The sequence below is a fragment of the Nostoc sp. JL33 genome (assembly GCF_017114985.1).
Classification (GTDB): domain Bacteria; phylum Cyanobacteriota; class Cyanobacteriia; order Cyanobacteriales; family Nostocaceae; genus Nostoc.
Map to the genome: position 1 here is coordinate 15582 of NZ_JABXKP010000014.1, position 17022 is coordinate 32603.

The window sequence follows — 17022 nt, forward strand, 5'->3', positions numbered from 1 at the left end:
TTGGCATCGGCAGAAATGTAGTAACAAGCACGAAAACTAGGGCAGACCAATTTGGTCTACCCCATAAGTTACTTAGCTAACTCACTACTGAACTCATTGAAGGCTCGCCGCTTTAACAGTGCTGTTTCCGTGCGTGGTAACAAATCAAATATTTTGCGGAATTCATCGTCTATCTCTTCAAAAGCTACTTGACCCTTCTTATTCAAAACTACCTCACCTGATTTATTAAACACCACAACTTGAGGAACACCCCCAGAATAGTAATATCCTGGTTCTGTAGGATCATAGGTCTGTTTAGGCGGAATAGCATCTACATTAATAGGCATAATCTCTGCTACCCGCCCATAGAATTCCTGTACCCGTGAAATGGAAATGGCATATCTTTTGGAATCGCTGCTGTCATCCAAATAAAAGGCCAAAAATATGGGTTTATGTTCAGCTAAAGCCTGTGCAAGTGTCTGTCTGGGAGGAACCAGTGAACCATTGCCAGCATAAACGACAAAGATGTTGCCATCATATAAATCATTATTAAGACCAGCATGTGCAGGTTGCATACTTATAATGAAAAGACTTGCAAGCAACAACAGGCATTTGGACAACCACCTTCGCCAGCCAGTAATTTGTTTATGTAAAAAAAGAAACTTTGTGCTATTCATCAAAAGGAACCTTGCAAGCTACTAGTTGTCGTGAGTTTGTGCTGAATTCGGCAAACTGGGCTGGATATGTAATTACGCCCATGCACTATTTTTTAAGATAACCCCTACTGAGATTATCTCTCGCAAGTGGCTGGTATCGCTACGCTCAACTAAAATCCAAAATTGGTATGGCTGGCTTTTTCAGCCAGGATTCGCTAAACTCACGCATATTAAATTTGCAACTTAAAGACTATCAATTAGCAACTGCCAGAAGACTAGGATACCGATGTGGGAAAGAAAATACAATTCATAGATAGGCTGCGATTGGGTTTCGCGGTGTCAGTGGCCAAAAGTGTAACCTTTATAGTGCGATCGCTCCGTCTGGGTGCTGCTAGTGTATTACCAGGCGCGATCGCTCGTCGCATTGAACCCCGACTTTTACAATTATTGAGTCAGCAAGTTAAAAACGGGGTGATTTTAATTGCTGGTACTAACGGCAAAACCACTACAGCCCTGCTTTTATGCACGATACTAGAACGCAAAGGCTACCGCGTCACTCATAATTCTACAGGTGCAAATCTGGAAAATGGCTTGATGACTGCGCTATTAGAAAGCACCAACTTACTAGGTACGCTAAATGCTGATTACGCCATTTTGGAAGTTGATGAAAATATTGTACCAAGAGTATTAACGCCACTCCAGCCGCGAATTATTCTCTGTTTAAACTTGTTCCGCGACCAACTCGATAGGTACGGGGAAGTAGACACAATTAGTAAGCGTTGGACAAAAGTTATTTCTACGCTACCAGCAGAAACAGTGGTAATTCCCAATGCTGATGACCCAACTTTATCTAACCTTGGTCAGCAGTTACCCCAACGGGTGTTATTCTTTGGCTTGAATGAACCAGAACATTATTTAGAAGCAATTCCTCACGCCGTTGATTCTATTTATTGTCCAAAATGTGGGCATTCCCTAGATTATAAAGGTGTTTATTTGTCTCATTTGGGAGATTTTACTTGTCCCAAGTGTGGTTTTAGTAAAAGTAAACCGACTCTAGAAAGTAGCGAATGGTCGCAAATTCTGGTTGGTTTGTATAACAAATACAATACTTTAGCGGCTGCTACTGCGGCTATTGAGTTGGGAGTTGATGAAGTAACAATCAGAGATACTATTAACAATTTTCAAGCTGCTTTTGGTCGTGCTGAAGATTTAGTAATTAACGGTAAACGCGTGCGGATTTTGTTATCAAAAAATCCTGTGGGAACGAATGAAACCATTCGCGTAGTTACTCAAAGCACAGATAAAACCACACTGCTAGTATTGAACGATCGCACGCCCGATGGCACTGATGTATCCTGGATTTGGGACGTGGATACGGAGAAATTAGTCGAACGCGGAGGGACTTTAGTAGTGAGTGGCGATCGCGTCTACGATCTGGCTCTACGTCTACGTTACAGTGAAAACTCTTGTGAGAGTAAGTTAAATTTGATTGTGGAAGAAGATTTGCGACAAGCGATCGCTACTGCATTAGAACATACACCAGAAAATGAAACTTTGCATATTCTGCCCACCTATTCAGCCATGCTAGAAGTGCGAGAAGTTCTGACTGGGCGGAAAATTCTTTAACTTGGGGAGTGGGGAGTGGGGAGTGGGTATTGGGCATGGGTAACAAGAATGTATAGTGCTTCTTCCCCTTCATTCCCTATTCCCTATTCCCTATTCCCTATTCCCTATTCCCCATTCCCCATGCCCCATTCCCAAAATTTATGAGTTCTCAAAATTTGGAATTAACAATTGGTTGGTTATACCCGACGCTGATGAGTACCTATGGCGATCGCGGTAATGTAATTACTATAGAACGTCGCGCTCAGTGGCGGGGATACGATGTTAAAGTGTTACCCCTGGATCAAAATGCCACAGCCGCAGATATTAAAACTGTAGATGTCATAGTTGGTGGTGGCGCACAAGATCGTCAGCAAGAAATTGTCATGCGTGATTTGCAAGGTGCAAAAGCCGATGCCATGCGCGAGAAAATCGAAAATGGAACACCGGGAGTATTTACTTGTGGTTCACCCCAATTACTGGGACATTATTATGAACCCGGCTTAGGACAACGGATTGAAGGTTTGGGAATACTCGATTTAGTTTCCGTGCATCCTGGTGAAAATACTAAACGCTGTATTGGTAACTTGGTAATTGAAGTGACAGCTTCACGTCTGGCGCGAGATTTAAAAGAGATGACGGGTAGTACACCATATTTGGTAGGCTTTGAAAATCACGGCGGACGTACCAAACTGGGGAAAGTGGAAGCATTGGGGCGAGTGGTGTACGGTTTGGGAAATAATGGTGAAGATGGGACAGAAGGAGCATTTTATCAGAATGCGATCGCTACTTATTCCCATGGCCCTTTGTTACCAAAAAATCCTTTTGTTGCAGATTGGTTAATTCAAACAGCATTGCGGCTAAAGTATCAGCAAGAAATTAGCTTAAAACCTTTTGACGATAGCCTCGCTGCACAAGCACGAGAAGCGATGTTTAAGCGCTTGAAAGTGAATTTACCAAATTCTGCTGCGGCAAAAGTTTAAATATAGGTGTTTTTCTCGTTCCCTGACTTTCACAGGGAACGCAATTCCCCGGTTTCGCATGAGAAGGTGTGACAAACGCCCCAAACTCAGCTTTGAGTTCATGTTTCCTTGTCAATAACAACTAATATCATGTCCGCTTGATTACTTATTAAACCCGAAGAACCCCACCCCGCCAAAGCTACGCTTTGTCTCCCCTCCCCGCTTGCGAGGAGGGGAATAAGTAGTGGAGTGCAATGACTGTGGGAATCATAACTAAGTATTCGCACACGATATAGCGTTTCCTAATCACATGAGGTATATCATAGCCCCCTCCTCGCTTGCGGGGAGGGGGTTGGGGGTGGGGTTCCAGGTATTATGCAAAGACAGAAGCCCTAAAGTACCGCATTTCCTGGTAGAACTTGAGAACGGGAGAAAAAACCTCTCCCCGACACGGGGAGAGGTTTGGAGAGGGGTCAAATTTGACATAAAGCAAGGGAACAAAGTATGACTCAAACCTTAGCCAAACAAGTAACCTTTGATGAATTTATCGCCTGGTATCCCGAATCTTCAGACAGGCATTATGAACTACATAATGGGGTAATTGTTGAAATGCCTAAGCCAACAGGGAAGCACTCAGAGATAGCCGGGTTTATCAATGGTTCTTTGTTTATTGAAATCACCCGTTTGTCTATTCCTTGTTTTATCCCTAAAGAATGCGTCATCAAGTCAGTTAACACTGATTCAGGTTATGAACCAGATGTCATTGTTCTGGATAGACAAGCTGTTAGGGATGAACCTCGTTGGAAAAAAGAATCTATCATCACGCGGGGTAGTTCCGTCAAGTTGGTTGTAGAAGTTGTTTCAACTAACTGGAGTGATGATTATGCTTTGAAGCTAGAAGATTACGAGTCTTTGGGCATTCCTGAATACTGGATTGTAGACTATTTAGGTTTAGGTGGTAGGCGCTTTATTGGCAATCCTAAACAACCAACAATCTCGATTTACCAACTAATTGAAGGTGAGTATCAAGTTAGGCAATTTAGGGGAAGCGAACGCATTCAGTCGCTAGCGTTCCCAGAGTTGAATTTAACTGCTGAACAGATTTTTCGGGCTGGAGAAGTCGCGTAATTTAGGTGGCTAAGGTTTAAATTTTTATCTTTTTTAGATTCAGTAAAAATTATTAGCGCTCACACGCCATTGTGGCTGGGGAAAAAAATCCCCTAATGTTAGCGGCTTTGAAAAATCCCCGGATTAGAAGTAGCACCGAGGATATTGTCAAAGCTTTGAGTGGAGATTACCGTGCCGAGCATGTCTTTGTTTTAAAACAAGAGCTAAAAAGCTATCAAATGGTTGATGTCTTAGGTTTAATTGATGATGTGATGGATAGAAGGGAGTTACTTAAAGTAGAACAGCAGAAGAGTGGCGATTTTCTGCCTAATTCCTCTGTGACAATCGAGGGAAATGTTGGAACAGTTAATCTAATTCAGTCATCAAAGCAAGAGAATAATTTTATGACAGAACCATCTAAACAGGAAGAAAATCCTAAACCAGAAGTTCAGCTTACACTTCCTTGGGCTTATCGAAATGGAATGTTCTATTTACTGACATTCGCAATAGTCTTTAATACAGTTGGGATATTTGCTGGCATTTTACCAATTTATTCGCTAGCCTTAGTGATCATTGGTACTACTTTATTCAGAATAATAATCGGTGTTCTGCAACTACGTCAGGATGACCGCCTTTCTAAAAAATCTTTTGTAGATTTGCTCAAAATGGTACTGGAACAGTTACCTTTAATTGGCAATATTATTAAGCAGTTACAAGGCAATAAATAAAAGTCCCGGCGAATGGAATTCGCGGCTATACAAACAAAGTCCGCCTCCGCGGACTAAGAGAAAATCAAAGGTTTTTAACCCACGGAGGTGGGTTTTGCGTGTGTAGACGCGGTTTCTAACCGCCCTTTTCACTTGCAACATCTTACCGTTCTTCACTTTTCTGCTGAAGGAGCGATCGCCAATCTTCAATCGCCTTCTCCGTCCACAGCCAATTTTTAGCTAATTTATCTACCTGGAAATTGACTCGATCAGACTTAACTACCATTTGCCGCAACTTAATTGCTTCATTTAGATATTGTGTCTGCTTACCGCTAGGTTGACTAAGTGCAGATTTATACAGTCCAAGAGCTAAACCAGCATAGGAAGTTAAGGCATCTTGAGGCACTGCTGTCTTTGTGGATGTTGGTGTCTTCTGTTCTTTGAGAGCTAAATTCAAAGCTTTGAACCAAGAATCATTGGCTCGATTCAGATTGCCTTCTGTGTAGTAGGCAAATCCCAAAGCGTTATTATACAAAAGTGATTCTGGTTTAGCTTTTGCAGCAGTTTCCCAGTAACGGCGGGCATCATCAACGCTATAGTTCTTGTCTCCAGTTTGGATAGACTGCCAAGCTAATCGTCCCTTGTAAAAGTTCACAGATGGATCGTCAGCTTGTTTACTTGGAATCAGTTTCAGGGCAGTTGCAGCCGCAGCCAGTCCACCACGATTGAGTAGTTCTTCTACAGCCAATAACCCACTTTGCAAATCGCCCTGACTCAATTTTTCCGTAGCGGTGGCGGTGACAATTCCAGTTTCTGCTGTCTGTAAGTCGATATTTTGCTGCTTTTGAATCGGTAGAGACTGGGTAGGAATTCCTGGTATGTTAGGCAGAGTTGGCTGCTGGGGTCGATTTTGCCACCACCAATTTAAACCGATCGCAGCAGTTAACGCACTGATTGCCACTATACCCACAATCGGCCACAGCTTGCGGCGACGGGTACGAGGTCTTGATCGGGCTGGTTGCGATGCCTGCTTTGGGCTACGCCTACGCGAAAAATCAGAATTTTCCCAATTTATTTCAAGGTTCCCAGCAGTTTGAGGAGGTGGTGCTGGGGCTTCTCCCCACAAATCTGCTTCCTCTTGCAAAGAAGTTATTTCCTCTGAAACCTGCCTTGCTTGAAGACTATTTTCGTGAATTTGTTGATCTAGTTCAGTTGGAGCTTTTTGGTTATCTAGCTGACGAAACAAATCCGAAACTATAGCAGAATCTTCTTCATAGCTTGGGTCATCATACTCAATTTCATCAACCAGATCGCCCCAAGTATCTTCACCTAGCCAGTCCAACCCAGAATCACGCGCCAAACCAGAAGGAATCATTTCCTCCATTCCTAAAGGCATCTCGCTATCATCTGCCATACCAGAGTACATCGGGGAAGTTGACCCTAAAGGCGAACTATACTGATTCAGCAACTTTGCACTTTCGGATAACTCACTTTCCTGGCTCAAGAAACCGTCAAATTCTGGCTGGAGATATAAAATCGGTAATGCCCAGTACATCTGGTGAGAACCATAGGCAGAAATTAATCCTTGGCGCACCCGACTTACGCATAAATCTACTGGATATCCCTGACTCAAGTTGCGGTAAAACAATTGTGTGAGCGTCAACGCCACTTCATCAGGAATCCGTTCTGACATAGCCAAAACGCTTCTAATTCCGCGCTTCACCAGACTTTCTGCCAAGTTTCGTTCGCCAGTATCTCCAGAGGCATCAGATGCAGCTGTGTACGCCCCCAAGCAGGAGTTAAACACTGCCATTTGGATGTTATTGTTGACAAGCAAACCTGCCAGATCGTCCCCAGTTAAGATTTCCGTTAAGCCAGTTCTGCGACTAGCAAGATAAATTTCTCCGCCATTAGAGCCGAAGTTACTATGACCAGAATAGTGTAGAACGTGGTATCTGCCTTGTTCTAGAGCTTGCGTCAGTTCTTCCCGTCCTGGTTGATCTAAGACAGTCAGTTCAATTTCTGGGAACCGATTGCTACCTTCAGCAAGTCGTGGTACACGGTGAAGTTCTGCTTGCAGTTTAATCGCTTCCTGTTTGAGTAAATCAAGACGGACTTGATCTGAGGGAGAAGCAATTACCATCAATACTTTCACGCCACCTTGTTCTAGTGGTATGGGCATATTTCGCGTAGGCGTAGCCCCCCGCAGGGATCGCATTGGGGAAGCCCCTAAAATCCCACTTTGGAAGCGAGAAAAAGCCACATAAGGGCCAGTAGCCAGAGGGCGATCGCCTGCGTGCATCACTTCCCAAGGCAGACGAGCTAATCTAGTGTCTTTTAGCCCCAAGCGTAAGCGCAGTACTTGTTGGTGGTTTTGGGCAATACCTTGGGCGGTAATCCAACTATCTCTGAGAGTGCCTTGAAATAGGGCGTTATAAAATTGTTGACCTAACGCCACCAAGTTAATAGAGTTTCTGGCGATATCGCTTTCGTGGCCGCTAGAGGCGAATATATCTCCTTGCAACACCGACTTCAACGGGTCATTCATCAAATGCCCAGCAGCCATCAACCAATCAGCTACAGGCCAAGTCACCAGTTCTTCTGCCAATGGCACTCCAGGCGCGACTTCTTCTGTCCGCACCAAGTAGTCATTTTGTCCTACAGGAGTTACCGAAATGTGAAATTCCTGGGTCACAGCTTCTCCTGTCCGCCTCCTAAATCTGGTTTGAAACGCGAAAGTTTCAAGTCGATTTTTCGCTCCCTCTGATAACTTAGATGCATCCCACCCCTGAATGTTTCTGATTCTAGTTGTTTTGCTTTTTTTGCCTTTACAACTTTATCCGGATCGGATTACTTAAGACTAGAACACTTAATTGGTAGATGCACCTTGATCTTCAACTCCCCTAGTTGGCTAACACCCACTGGGGGTTTTTTTCAATTTTGGCAAACAACAGCCACTTCTAACGCAGATATTCTCTACCAGAAAATAGTGCTTAATCCTAGAATACTTGATTAATAGATGGATGTGCCTTGATCTTTAACGAGTCGCAAAAGTCCCCACCTTGAATGTAATCTAATGGTAGGTATTGTGAGCGGGGGATGAACGCGAACAGCCTCACCAAGTGAGGATTATATCTGGAATTGATTTTTACTTGGTAAAAACAAATTCGCTTATGTATGACGAATCCGCAGGATTTTCGGGTATTATAGTTACTATCTTGACCATCAATGCCACAAGCGAAAACCAAGCGGTGGAGGTATATGTTGCAAGAGAAAGATTTGGGTCTTGGGAACCAGGACTCCTGACAAGAGGAGGGAATGTCAGACTTTCTAGTACTACGGAGTTCTGGAGGCTATTCCCGATGAATTGGGAGAGCTACGTCCGTCTTACGGCGGAGTAGTTCACTATCCACTCTTATTTTTTTGACACACGACAACAATCAATTTTCTCATAAATTTATCCGGAGCATGGTGGCTAAACCTAGAACATTTAATTGGTAGATGCACCCTGATAACTAGCTCCCCTGGTTGGCTAAAACCCACTGGGGGGTTTTTTATTACTCAATAAGCACAAAACTTATGCGCTTAAAACCTGAAATTTATATCTAAATAAGCCCACGCCAGTTGCTTCTCCTGTTCAAAGACGCTCTTGATAGCAAGTTTTAAAAGTCGGGACAAGTCGGAAAACCCTTTCAGTACTTCCTACCCTGCCATTTTTTAAGGCAGCGCACCGATCATTTAATTGGTAGGTCTGTCCTGATAACTAACCCCTCTGAGGTTTTTCTCTGATAAACAATAACAACTTCAACCTCTGCTAATTTATCCGGTAGCTACCCATTTACTTTAGAAAAGATTATTGGTAGATGCACCCTGATAACTCACTCCCCTGGTTGGCTAACACTCACTGGGGGTTTTTGTTTTTTCTAGTTGCTTCGGCGTAGCCCGTCGTAGACATCGCCATCAATCTTGATTTTGACCATTTTCTCTGGAAAATACTGGCTGCCCCTAGAAAAGATTACTGGTAGATGCACCCTGATAACTCACTCCCCTAGTAGGCTAACACTCACTGGGGTTTTTTTATTTAAAAAAATAACTGACCTTTGTACAAATTCATCCGGAGTATGGTGTTCAACCTGAGAACATTTAATTGGTAGATGCACCCTGATAACTAACTCCCCTGGTTGGCTAACACTCACTGGGGGTTTTTTTATTATGCGTAGACGTCGTAGCAGCTTGTCCTTAGACATCGCCCGTCCTAGCATTTGCTGCCCACATAACTAAAATGCACCACTACTTTTGTTGCTACTGCTGGTAGACCTTGAGTATCCTGCTGTTGCCAGGATAAAGCATAACCTGCTCACGCAATCCCTGAATCGCTTTCTTTTTATTGTGAGCTAGAGATGCCACTCCAAAATGATTGCTATGATATTTAATCATATTCTTAATTTTTTTTCTACATTTTGACTACATAATATTTTTTCTCGTTCCCACTCTGAGACTGGGAATGCGGTACTGGAGGCAGAGCCTCCGAAAAAATTACCTTCCCTACTTCTACAGGACTTACGCAAAAATCGCCAACTGCGCTTAATTTCTCGAACCGCCTTCTCTACTCTACCTTGGGCTGCGCCAACAAGACACTACGTGTAGCTTGTCCTCCGCAGGAGTACGCGAAGAGAAGAATTCGTAGAGTGTGCGTAAGTACTATTCTAGTAGGGAAGGAGGAAAATATACTGGATCAGGGTTTCAGCCTTAAGTTGACACTAATGACCAGCTATATGCTAATATTTCATGGCATTATGCTAAAAAACTTTGCCTAGAATCAAAGAGTCGCCAACCCATGAGTTTAGCTGTAATTAAGTTCTCTTCAGAAGAGTGCGGCATTTGCCACAAAATGTCTTTTTATGACAAAAAGGTGGCACAAGAACTGGGTTTAGAATTTATCGATGTCAAAATGCAGGATACGGCTGCTTACCGCAAGTATCGCAAGATTTTATTAACTCAGTATCCCGATAAATCAGAAATGGGATGGCCTACTTACATCATCTGCAATTCTCCAGAGGGGGAATTTCAGATTGTGGGTGAAGTAAAAGGAGGTCATCCCAAAGGGGAGTTTAGAAGCCGTCTTCAAGAGGTTCTGAATTCCACAGTTAATCAGAACTAATTACCTCAAAAGATTTGACCTCTAGGACAGGGCCTATCATGGCAGTAGTCATGATATCTTCACGCACCTGTCCTTTAACTTTTGCTTTTTGTCCGGCTTTGAGTAAGTCTTTGTCAGCCCCTCTGAGGATTTCGTAAGTAACGCCCTCTTCTGTAACTAACGCCCATGCGCCTGTGCCAATATCACGGCGTTCGATTGTACCTGTAAGTTTAATGCTCATAACAGTGCTGAGTGGGGGAGTTAGGAATGAGGAGTTAGGAGTTAGGAGTTAGGAGTTAGGAGTTAGGAGTTATAAAAATCCATGCCCCATGCCCCATGCCCCATGCCCCATGCCCCATGCGAATTTATGCTATTTTTTCTTCGTTTTTCAATGCTAAACGAGTAAGTCCATAACAGATTAGGGCATTACCGATGAGGAAGAGACGTGCTATGTTACCACTTCCCAAACCCCAAACAGCTGGGTCGTAAACCGCACTTACTGTCAAGCACGCTGCTACACCTAAAGTTGAACCAATGGCAAACCATTTCCAACTAGGATGTCCCAGCAGCAATGCCATTAACACAATGGGAATCAGTACGCTAGCAAACAGGGGATTTAACGCATCAGTTCCCTGGAGGCTATTGCCTAGTTCGGGAATTGAACTGCCCAAAACCCGGAAAGGCCACTGGGGAAGATCAAAAATATAGATTCCCTTGAGGAAGAATAACCCAGAACTGCCAGCAATTAAGCCACTGGATAAAGACCAACTCCAAGTGAAGGGGAAGTAAACCCGTAAAAACCAAGCCAGCAGATAGGAACCAACTACCATTAAAACCTTGGGTAACAGTGCGATCGCACCACCATCAATCCAAAAGCCGGGATTAAGATAACCGTTATCGCGTAACCACCGGAAGAAATCTGAGAAACTGATTTGTCCGGCAAAGGCTAGTTTAACTGCTGCTTCTGCATTGAGTTGTCCAGCGCCATAATAGTTCAAACCATCATCCTGGATAACTCGCGCCGACTGCTTAAGGACTTTTAAAACTTCATCTGGTTCTTTGATGCCAGCAGCTTTGATTAATGCCGCAACACCAGCAACGTGGGGAGAAGCCATGCTTGTACCCTGGAAGCCGAGAAATACGCCTTCGCCGTTTTCATCGATAGTTTCTTGGAGAATCTTACCAGCTTCACTACCACCAGGAGCAGAGATATCTACCCCTGCACCAAAGTTAGAATAGGGCGCTCTTTCCCCATCTGGGCCAATTGCCGAAACGCCGATGACGTAGGGATAGCGGGCTGGATAGCTTGCCCCATTGGTGTTTTCATTACCGGCTGCGGCAATAATAACTACACCTTTTCTATGGGCATACTCGATCGCTTCTTTCATCAACTTGCTTTCACCGCCACCGCCCAAGCTCATATTAATCACATCTGCGCCTTTATCAGCAGCAAATTTAATTGCTTCGGCAATATCGGCAACAGTACCGCCACCATATGAACTGAGTACCTTTAGCGGCATTAGACTGGCTTCGTAGGCAATTCCAGCTACGCCATATTTGTTATTTGTGGCTTGGGCAATAGTTCCGGCAACATGGGTACCGTGGCCGTTATCGTCTTTGGCTTCTTCTCGGTCGTTAACAAAATCATAGCCTTTGACGAATTTTGTCTCATACAAGTCCCGCACCTTGGTAATCCCGGTGTCAATTACCGCAACTGTGATGCCACTGCCTTTAGTTTGACTCCATGCGCCTTCAATGCCGATTTTGTGCAAGTTCCACTGCTTGCTGTAATATTGGTCATTGGGGCCAGTTAATGAAGGACTTGTTTCTTCTTCTTCTTGGGGTCTCAAAAATTCTCCTAGCCAAGCAGGTTTACCTGGCTGTGGAATCTTCCTGTAGATGTAATTTGGTTCAATAAATTCTGTAGCTTGGGCAAATTGAGATTTTTTCAGTTCTTGGAGTCGCTGCCCATCGCCTTTGACAATATACACATTATCTTTTTTGGAAAACTTGTTGTCTAATTGGGGTGTAACGTTGTATTGTTTGGCGATCGCTTGCAGATCCTGTTCCACCACAAGTGATGGAATATCTTCCCGAAAATCAAGCAAAATCGTCTCAAACTCTCCTTTAGCTGCCAGTCCCTGGAAATTCAGGAAACCAAACATGGCAGATCCCAGCCCAATGACAAACAAGCCCAATAATATAAGCTTTCTCATATTAACTCATCACCGCTTTTTGCCAGTTTGCTCTCTACCATAACTTATCTGCATCATTTATTGGTAAATTTTGCACTTTTAGTTACAAGTTTCACTTGATTATTCAGGACTTTTTTAAACGATGGAACGTGGTCTTTTGTGGTTGCCCCTATTAGTAATGTTTTTCTGGTTAGCTTGGCAAGGCTCGAAGGAGTACCAAAAAGTTGAAGCTTATCGCACTTGGGCAGAGCAATTTGAACGAGCTAAGTATGATATTTATTCAGTATTAGGTCAAAAAGGCAATAATCTAACTTGGGGAAAACCCACGCCTAAAGGGCCAATTCAACTAGAAACATTCTCTTTGCTTGATGTTAAAGAAATTTATCTTTTGATAGATGACAAACAAGTAGATTTAGAGATTATACCGGAGAAAGGTCGTTCTATAGAGTTAGAATTTCTATTTTCCGAATCTACTAACTCAGTGCGGGTTCCATTTACAGAAATCCCTTTGGCAGCAGAATGGGGTAAGTTTTTGCAGGGGGTATTACAAGACTTGCGATCAAAACCACAGCAGTAGTTAAACTAAAACTACAAGTTCCAGATGATACGGCTATTTCTGGTCAAAAAGTAGAGGCACAAATATATTGCGCCCCGATGTGTGTAACCTATTTAGTTGAAAACTGCCTTGAAAGTCGATTCATGTTTGGATTACACTTTTACTCAGTTGATCCGACCCAACTATGCTTGAATGATGAAGTCGGAAGCAGTAAGAGTGGGCGCACCGGTAAGTTGTGCAAATTGACCGCCACTGCCGAAACCAGCAGCGCTACCATTTTGATTGTATATTAACTGCCCACTCAGAGGGTCGTAGACAATTACAGCATTGCTAAGTGCCCCTAAACTGGTGATTTGAAAATCACTAGCGTTACTAAAACCCGTTCCCCCAGCAGAAGTAATGGCACTAAAGGTGGTCTTGTCCAGAACAATCTTATCACCTTGAGAGTGATTGAAGTCAGCGATGGTATCAACACCCACAGCAGCACTATTAAAGCCAGCATTGGTGTCGTAAAGGAAAGAGTCAGCACCTGTACCACCGACGAGAGTATCATTGCCTTGTCCACCAATGAGAAGATCATTGCCAGTACCACCCCGCAGCAGGTCGTCACCACCACTGCCATTGATGGTGTCATTACCCCCTTGACCATTAATCACATCGTTGGAACTGTAAAAACCGCTGATGTTATTGTCCAAGTCATTGAGAAACGTGACGCTATTTGGGGTGGAAATATACGTTTGATTGGAGTTGGCATCAATCACATCAAAGCTTTTGGTAACACTGGCTTCTCCGTCAAATACGATATTACCGATGGCAGGTCTTGTTGTCGATGCGGCTAAGTTATCTAGGTTTTCTAAGTTAAAGTTTTGCAGAGTGACTTTGGTATTATCCACATTTCCAAAGGAGACTTCTAAATTGTTGCCATTTTGAGTTAATTGCAGATTTCTTGCAGTCAAGTCAGTCCCAATAAATTGCAAGGTGTCTACTTTGGCAATCACCGCAGCCGGAGGGTTTGAGCCAAGACCTACACCACTAAAGCCAGCGATGCTGTAATTGCCATCGCCTCGTCGAATAATAAAGGTGTCATTGCCGTTAGTGGCATTGAGAACTTGAATTTCCGGGGCAGGAGCGGGTCTAACTGTGCCACTAATCGCAAAGTCAAAGGGGCTTTCATTAATATCGTTGTTGTTTAAACTGAGGCTGCCACCATAGGTGCCGGATGTAGTGGGGTTGAGTGCCACCGATATTGTGGTAGAAGCATTAGCAGCCACGCTCGTTGGAAGAGTTCCAACCAAACTAAATCCGTCTGGAAGTTTAAGATTACTCAGCTTGAGTGCGCCTGTACCGGTGTTCTTGATGGTAAAGGTTTTGGTCAAGCTGTCACCAACAGTGGTGTCACCAAAGTTAATGGCAGTGGTGCTGCCATCTGTAATGTCAACAGTACCATTGAGAACTTGAATTTCCGGGGTATTAACTGTGCCACTAATCGCAAAGTCAAAGGGGCTTTCATTAACATCGTTGTTGTTTAAACTGAAGCTGCCACTATAGGTGCCGGGTGTAGTGGGGTTGAGTGCCACCGATATAGTGGTGGAAGCATTAGCAGCCACGCTCGTTGGAAGAGTTCCGACCAAACTAAATCCGTTGGGAAGTTTAAGATTACTCAGGTTGAGTACAGCTATACCGGTGTTCTTGATGGTAAAGGTTTTGGTCAAGGTTTCACCAACAAGAATCTCGCCAAAGTTAATGGGGGTGGTGCTGCCATCTGTAATGTCAACAGTACCATTGAGAACTTGAATTTCTGGGGTTTTGGTAAAGTTGCGGGGAGCTTCGTATGCACCAATATCAATCACTGTACTGCCATTACCATCGCCGTCCAGGGGAATATTTGTACTGATGCCATTGAAGGTATTGGAACCAGCATCGATGGCAGCACTTCCAGGTTTGAGCGCAAAATTCCTTTGGTCTGCATCAACAAATTGGGGATCTATACCCAAAATATTCTGTAACCCTGTGGCATTTAGATTATCTGAAGCTTGGAATTGAGAAGAGTTATAAACAAGGTTGTGGTCAAAGTTGACGTTTTTATCATATTTCAGAAGATTAGCCACTTGATTGTCGCTGGCATACATGATATTGTTATTGGCTCTAACATTATCTGAGTAAGTGACTTTAATCTCGCCGGTGTTAGCGACATTAAGGCTATTTTGGTAAACTGTATTATTGATAATATCTACATTTGCACTTTTGAAAGCGCTAATACCAGAGTTACCATTGTTGTAGGCTATATTATTAGTAATTAAAGCTTTGCCAAGATAAGCTGTTCCATCTCTACTCTGATTAGTAGTATCAAGCATTAGCCCATGCCCTTCAGTAATCTTCCCAGCTTCTTTCCAGGGAACCAAACTTTTATTATTAAAAACAATATTGTCTCGATAAATTATTTTGTAATCAGTAGTATTGTTATCAGAGTTAACAGCATAAAGTGTAGTGATACCCTGAGCACCATAAGGCGTATACCAACCGTTTCCAGACACAACATTTTTCTCAACTGTGATGTAGTCTGAATCACTGGATGCAATGCCACCACCTGGAAAGTTACTAACTGTGTTACCAGAGATGACAATGTGATGAGGAGTAGTACCGCCCACTCCGTCGCTATTTTTCCAGGGTTTTACAGTAATTCCATCGGAATTGGTTAAGGGGTTGTTGAGATTATCTTTCTCTTGTAAGGCATATTCTAGAGTGATGTTTTCCCGATTGCCTTCTATATCAAGTCCTTCAATCCGCACGTAGGATGAACTAAATATATTAATGCCACTTCCCATCGTTTTGATCGTAGGTGTAGCCCCTGGATAGGCTTTGATTGTTGTCCAGTTATCTGCTGAACCATTAAAGTTAAAAAGCGTAGCCCCTTTGTCATAATTTCCGTTCATTACATAGAGCGTGTCGCCTGTTTGCATCTGATACACGGCTCTGCCCAAACTGCGAAACGCAGTTCCTTCATTTAAGCCATTATTGGTATCATTGCCTGTTCCAGAAACGTAGTATGTTTTGCCAGCCATAGATTTACTCCGAATGTGTGTAAGGGGAATTGGTAGTAGACTCTCAGCAACTTTATTCAGTTGGTAAGTAGTTATTTGAATGGGTGATTTGTCTGGACTTTTTAGGACAGCCAGAGTTATGCGATCGCAACTTCAAATCGCATCGGTTGTAGAAAGGCTGTTGTGAAACTAAAAACTTTTTCCTGTCAACCGTTGATGGTTAAACCAGGGATATCGATTCAACTTTATCCGTTGTTTTAGGTCAGGAGGTTGCCAAATCGGTATGGGAAAATGCACCCTTAGCTAATAACTGGGGACTTCAAGTTAGAGTCGTAAAAGTAAAAGGAGGTTGAAACTTTAGTCGGTTGACCCCTTAAGTTAAGGGAACTAATATAAGAACTTAGTCGAACCTGTTGTAAGCGGTGTAATTCAGCCTTGTGGACTTATGTATTAAAACTAACCTTTACAAAGAGCACTTGATATCAGCAAATACGCTGAATATAGTAGTTAATTTTACAATAAAAGCAAATTCTTTACGTAAGCGTCGTCGTCAGTCCTGTTAATTTTCAGAGTGATATGGGAATGGAGAGCGCTTTGTGCGAGGATTTGATGAAGTTTCTCGAAATATTTTTTCTCAGCGATGGCTTCTCTACCAGACGCTGCGTGTAGCAATTATCCCTAGCGTCGTCCAAGGGTACGGCGGGCTACGCCGAAGCCAAGGGCGAACTGAACTTCGGTGACTCAGCACTTTCAAGTCAGGCTGCCCTAAATGTTTGTCGTTGCGATCAGGCACGAGGAAAGAGGGTTTTAGCCTAGTACAACACGACGTAAATAAACCACCCATTCCAAATCAATAAAACGCTTACGCTGTATACCTGTTTGAATGCAAGAATTTTGAATTCCGCCTTGCGGTACTAGTCCATCAATCTTTGAGGTAGTTTGGTTTGATTGCGTCGGCTTACTTAATCTTCATAATATGAACCTGAATAGGACTTACGCATTGACAAGAAATACTAAATATGAATCAAGGTTAAAAACCATATCTTTCGTAAGGGCACAGCATTGCTGTGCCCTTAC

Annotated in this window: 13 protein-coding genes; 8 read left to right on the forward strand and 5 right to left on the reverse strand. The window is 43.2% G+C overall.

Features of this window, described 5'->3' with window-relative positions; genetic code table 11:
* Nucleotides 1-68: 68 nt before the first annotated feature.
* Nucleotides 69-656 (reverse strand): thylakoid membrane photosystem I accumulation factor, encoded by a 588-nt coding sequence (locus tag HWQ23_RS02910; RefSeq protein ID WP_292823339.1) that lies wholly within the window; start codon nt 654-656, stop codon nt 69-71.
* 267 nt (nt 657-923) lie between these two features.
* Here HWQ23_RS02910 and HWQ23_RS02915 point away from each other — a divergent pair, with 267 nt between their 5' ends.
* The 4 genes from HWQ23_RS02915 to HWQ23_RS02930 all read left to right on the forward strand — a co-directional run bounded on the left by HWQ23_RS02915 (nt 924) and on the right by HWQ23_RS02930 (nt 5034).
* Nucleotides 924-2261 carry a Mur ligase family protein gene (locus tag HWQ23_RS02915; RefSeq protein ID WP_292823341.1) on the forward strand — a complete coding sequence of 446 codons (1338 nt, stop codon included), beginning with the start codon at nt 924-926 and terminating at the stop codon, nt 2259-2261.
* A gap of 140 nt (nt 2262-2401) precedes the next feature.
* Nucleotides 2402-3220, forward strand: coding sequence for a type 1 glutamine amidotransferase (locus tag HWQ23_RS02920; protein WP_292823343.1), 819 nt, complete (start codon nt 2402-2404; stop codon nt 3218-3220).
* 483 nt (nt 3221-3703) lie between these two features.
* Nucleotides 3704-4327, forward strand: a complete 624-nt coding sequence (locus HWQ23_RS02925) for a Uma2 family endonuclease (RefSeq protein ID WP_292823345.1) — start codon at nt 3704-3706, stop codon at nt 4325-4327.
* A gap of 71 nt (nt 4328-4398) precedes the next feature.
* Nucleotides 4399-5034, forward strand: coding sequence for a hypothetical protein (locus HWQ23_RS02930; protein WP_292823347.1), 636 nt, complete (start codon nt 4399-4401; stop codon nt 5032-5034).
* Between the two features lie 142 nt (nt 5035-5176).
* Here the strand turns inward: HWQ23_RS02930 and hetF are convergent, their stop codons facing one another.
* Nucleotides 5177-7708, reverse strand: a complete 2532-nt coding sequence (hetF, locus tag HWQ23_RS02935; RefSeq protein ID WP_292823349.1) for a cell division protein HetF — start codon at nt 7706-7708, stop codon at nt 5177-5179.
* A 478-nt stretch (nt 7709-8186) separates the two neighbouring features.
* Between hetF and HWQ23_RS02940 the strand changes: the two genes are divergently transcribed.
* Together HWQ23_RS02940 and HWQ23_RS02945 are read left to right on the forward strand one after the other, a co-directional pair.
* Nucleotides 8187-8414 carry a hypothetical protein gene (locus HWQ23_RS02940; protein ID WP_292823351.1) on the forward strand — a complete coding sequence of 76 codons (228 nt, stop codon included), beginning with the start codon at nt 8187-8189 and terminating at the stop codon, nt 8412-8414.
* Between the two features lie 1436 nt (nt 8415-9850).
* Nucleotides 9851-10174, forward strand: coding sequence for a thioredoxin family protein (locus HWQ23_RS02945; RefSeq protein WP_292823353.1), 324 nt, complete (start codon nt 9851-9853; stop codon nt 10172-10174).
* Here the strand turns inward: HWQ23_RS02945 and HWQ23_RS02950 are convergent.
* Together HWQ23_RS02950 and HWQ23_RS02955 are read right to left on the reverse strand one after the other, a co-directional pair.
* Nucleotides 10161-10394: a hypothetical protein gene (locus tag HWQ23_RS02950; protein ID WP_292823355.1), complete on the reverse strand. Its 234-nt coding sequence runs from the start codon at nt 10392-10394 to the stop codon at nt 10161-10163. The two genes, HWQ23_RS02945 and HWQ23_RS02950, sit on opposite strands and share 14 nt — an antisense overlap.
* A 124-nt stretch (nt 10395-10518) precedes the next feature.
* A complete protein-coding gene (locus tag HWQ23_RS02955; protein ID WP_292823357.1) occupies nt 10519-12369 on the reverse strand; it encodes a S8 family peptidase in 1851 nt (616 codons plus the stop codon).
* 121 nt (nt 12370-12490) lie between these two features.
* Between HWQ23_RS02955 and HWQ23_RS02960 the strand changes: the two genes are divergently transcribed.
* A complete protein-coding gene (locus HWQ23_RS02960; RefSeq protein ID WP_292823359.1) occupies nt 12491-12925 on the forward strand; it encodes a hypothetical protein in 435 nt (144 codons plus the stop codon).
* A 161-nt stretch (nt 12926-13086) separates the two neighbouring features.
* Here the strand turns inward: HWQ23_RS02960 and HWQ23_RS02965 are convergent, their stop codons facing one another.
* Entirely contained in the window at nt 13087-15966 is a 2880-nt protein-coding gene (locus tag HWQ23_RS02965; RefSeq protein WP_292823360.1) for a choice-of-anchor D domain-containing protein, read from the reverse strand.
* A gap of 575 nt (nt 15967-16541) precedes the next feature.
* Between HWQ23_RS02965 and HWQ23_RS02970 the strand changes: the two genes are divergently transcribed.
* Complete coding sequence (locus HWQ23_RS02970) at nt 16542-16685, forward strand: hypothetical protein (RefSeq protein ID WP_292823362.1); 144 nt, start codon at nt 16542-16544, stop codon at nt 16683-16685.
* Nucleotides 16686-17022 lie beyond the last annotated feature (337 nt).

Coding starts and splice junctions, on each gene's coding strand:
- HWQ23_RS02955 (WP_292823357.1), bottom strand. CDS start 12,369: ATGAGAAAGCTTATATTATTGGGCTTGTTTGTCATTGGGCTGGGATCT.
- HWQ23_RS02925 (WP_292823345.1), top strand. CDS start 3,704: ATGACTCAAACCTTAGCCAAACAAGTAACCTTTGATGAATTTATCGCC.
- HWQ23_RS02920 (WP_292823343.1), top strand. CDS start 2,402: ATGAGTTCTCAAAATTTGGAATTAACAATTGGTTGGTTATACCCGACG.
- HWQ23_RS02940 (WP_292823351.1), top strand. CDS start 8,187: ATGTATGACGAATCCGCAGGATTTTCGGGTATTATAGTTACTATCTTG.
- HWQ23_RS02960 (WP_292823359.1), top strand. CDS start 12,491: ATGGAACGTGGTCTTTTGTGGTTGCCCCTATTAGTAATGTTTTTCTGG.
- HWQ23_RS02950 (WP_292823355.1), bottom strand. CDS start 10,394: ATGAGCATTAAACTTACAGGTACAATCGAACGCCGTGATATTGGCACA.
- HWQ23_RS02945 (WP_292823353.1), top strand. CDS start 9,851: ATGAGTTTAGCTGTAATTAAGTTCTCTTCAGAAGAGTGCGGCATTTGC.
- HWQ23_RS02965 (WP_292823360.1), bottom strand. CDS start 15,966: ATGGCTGGCAAAACATACTACGTTTCTGGAACAGGCAATGATACCAAT.
- HWQ23_RS02910 (WP_292823339.1), bottom strand. CDS start 656: ATGAATAGCACAAAGTTTCTTTTTTTACATAAACAAATTACTGGCTGG.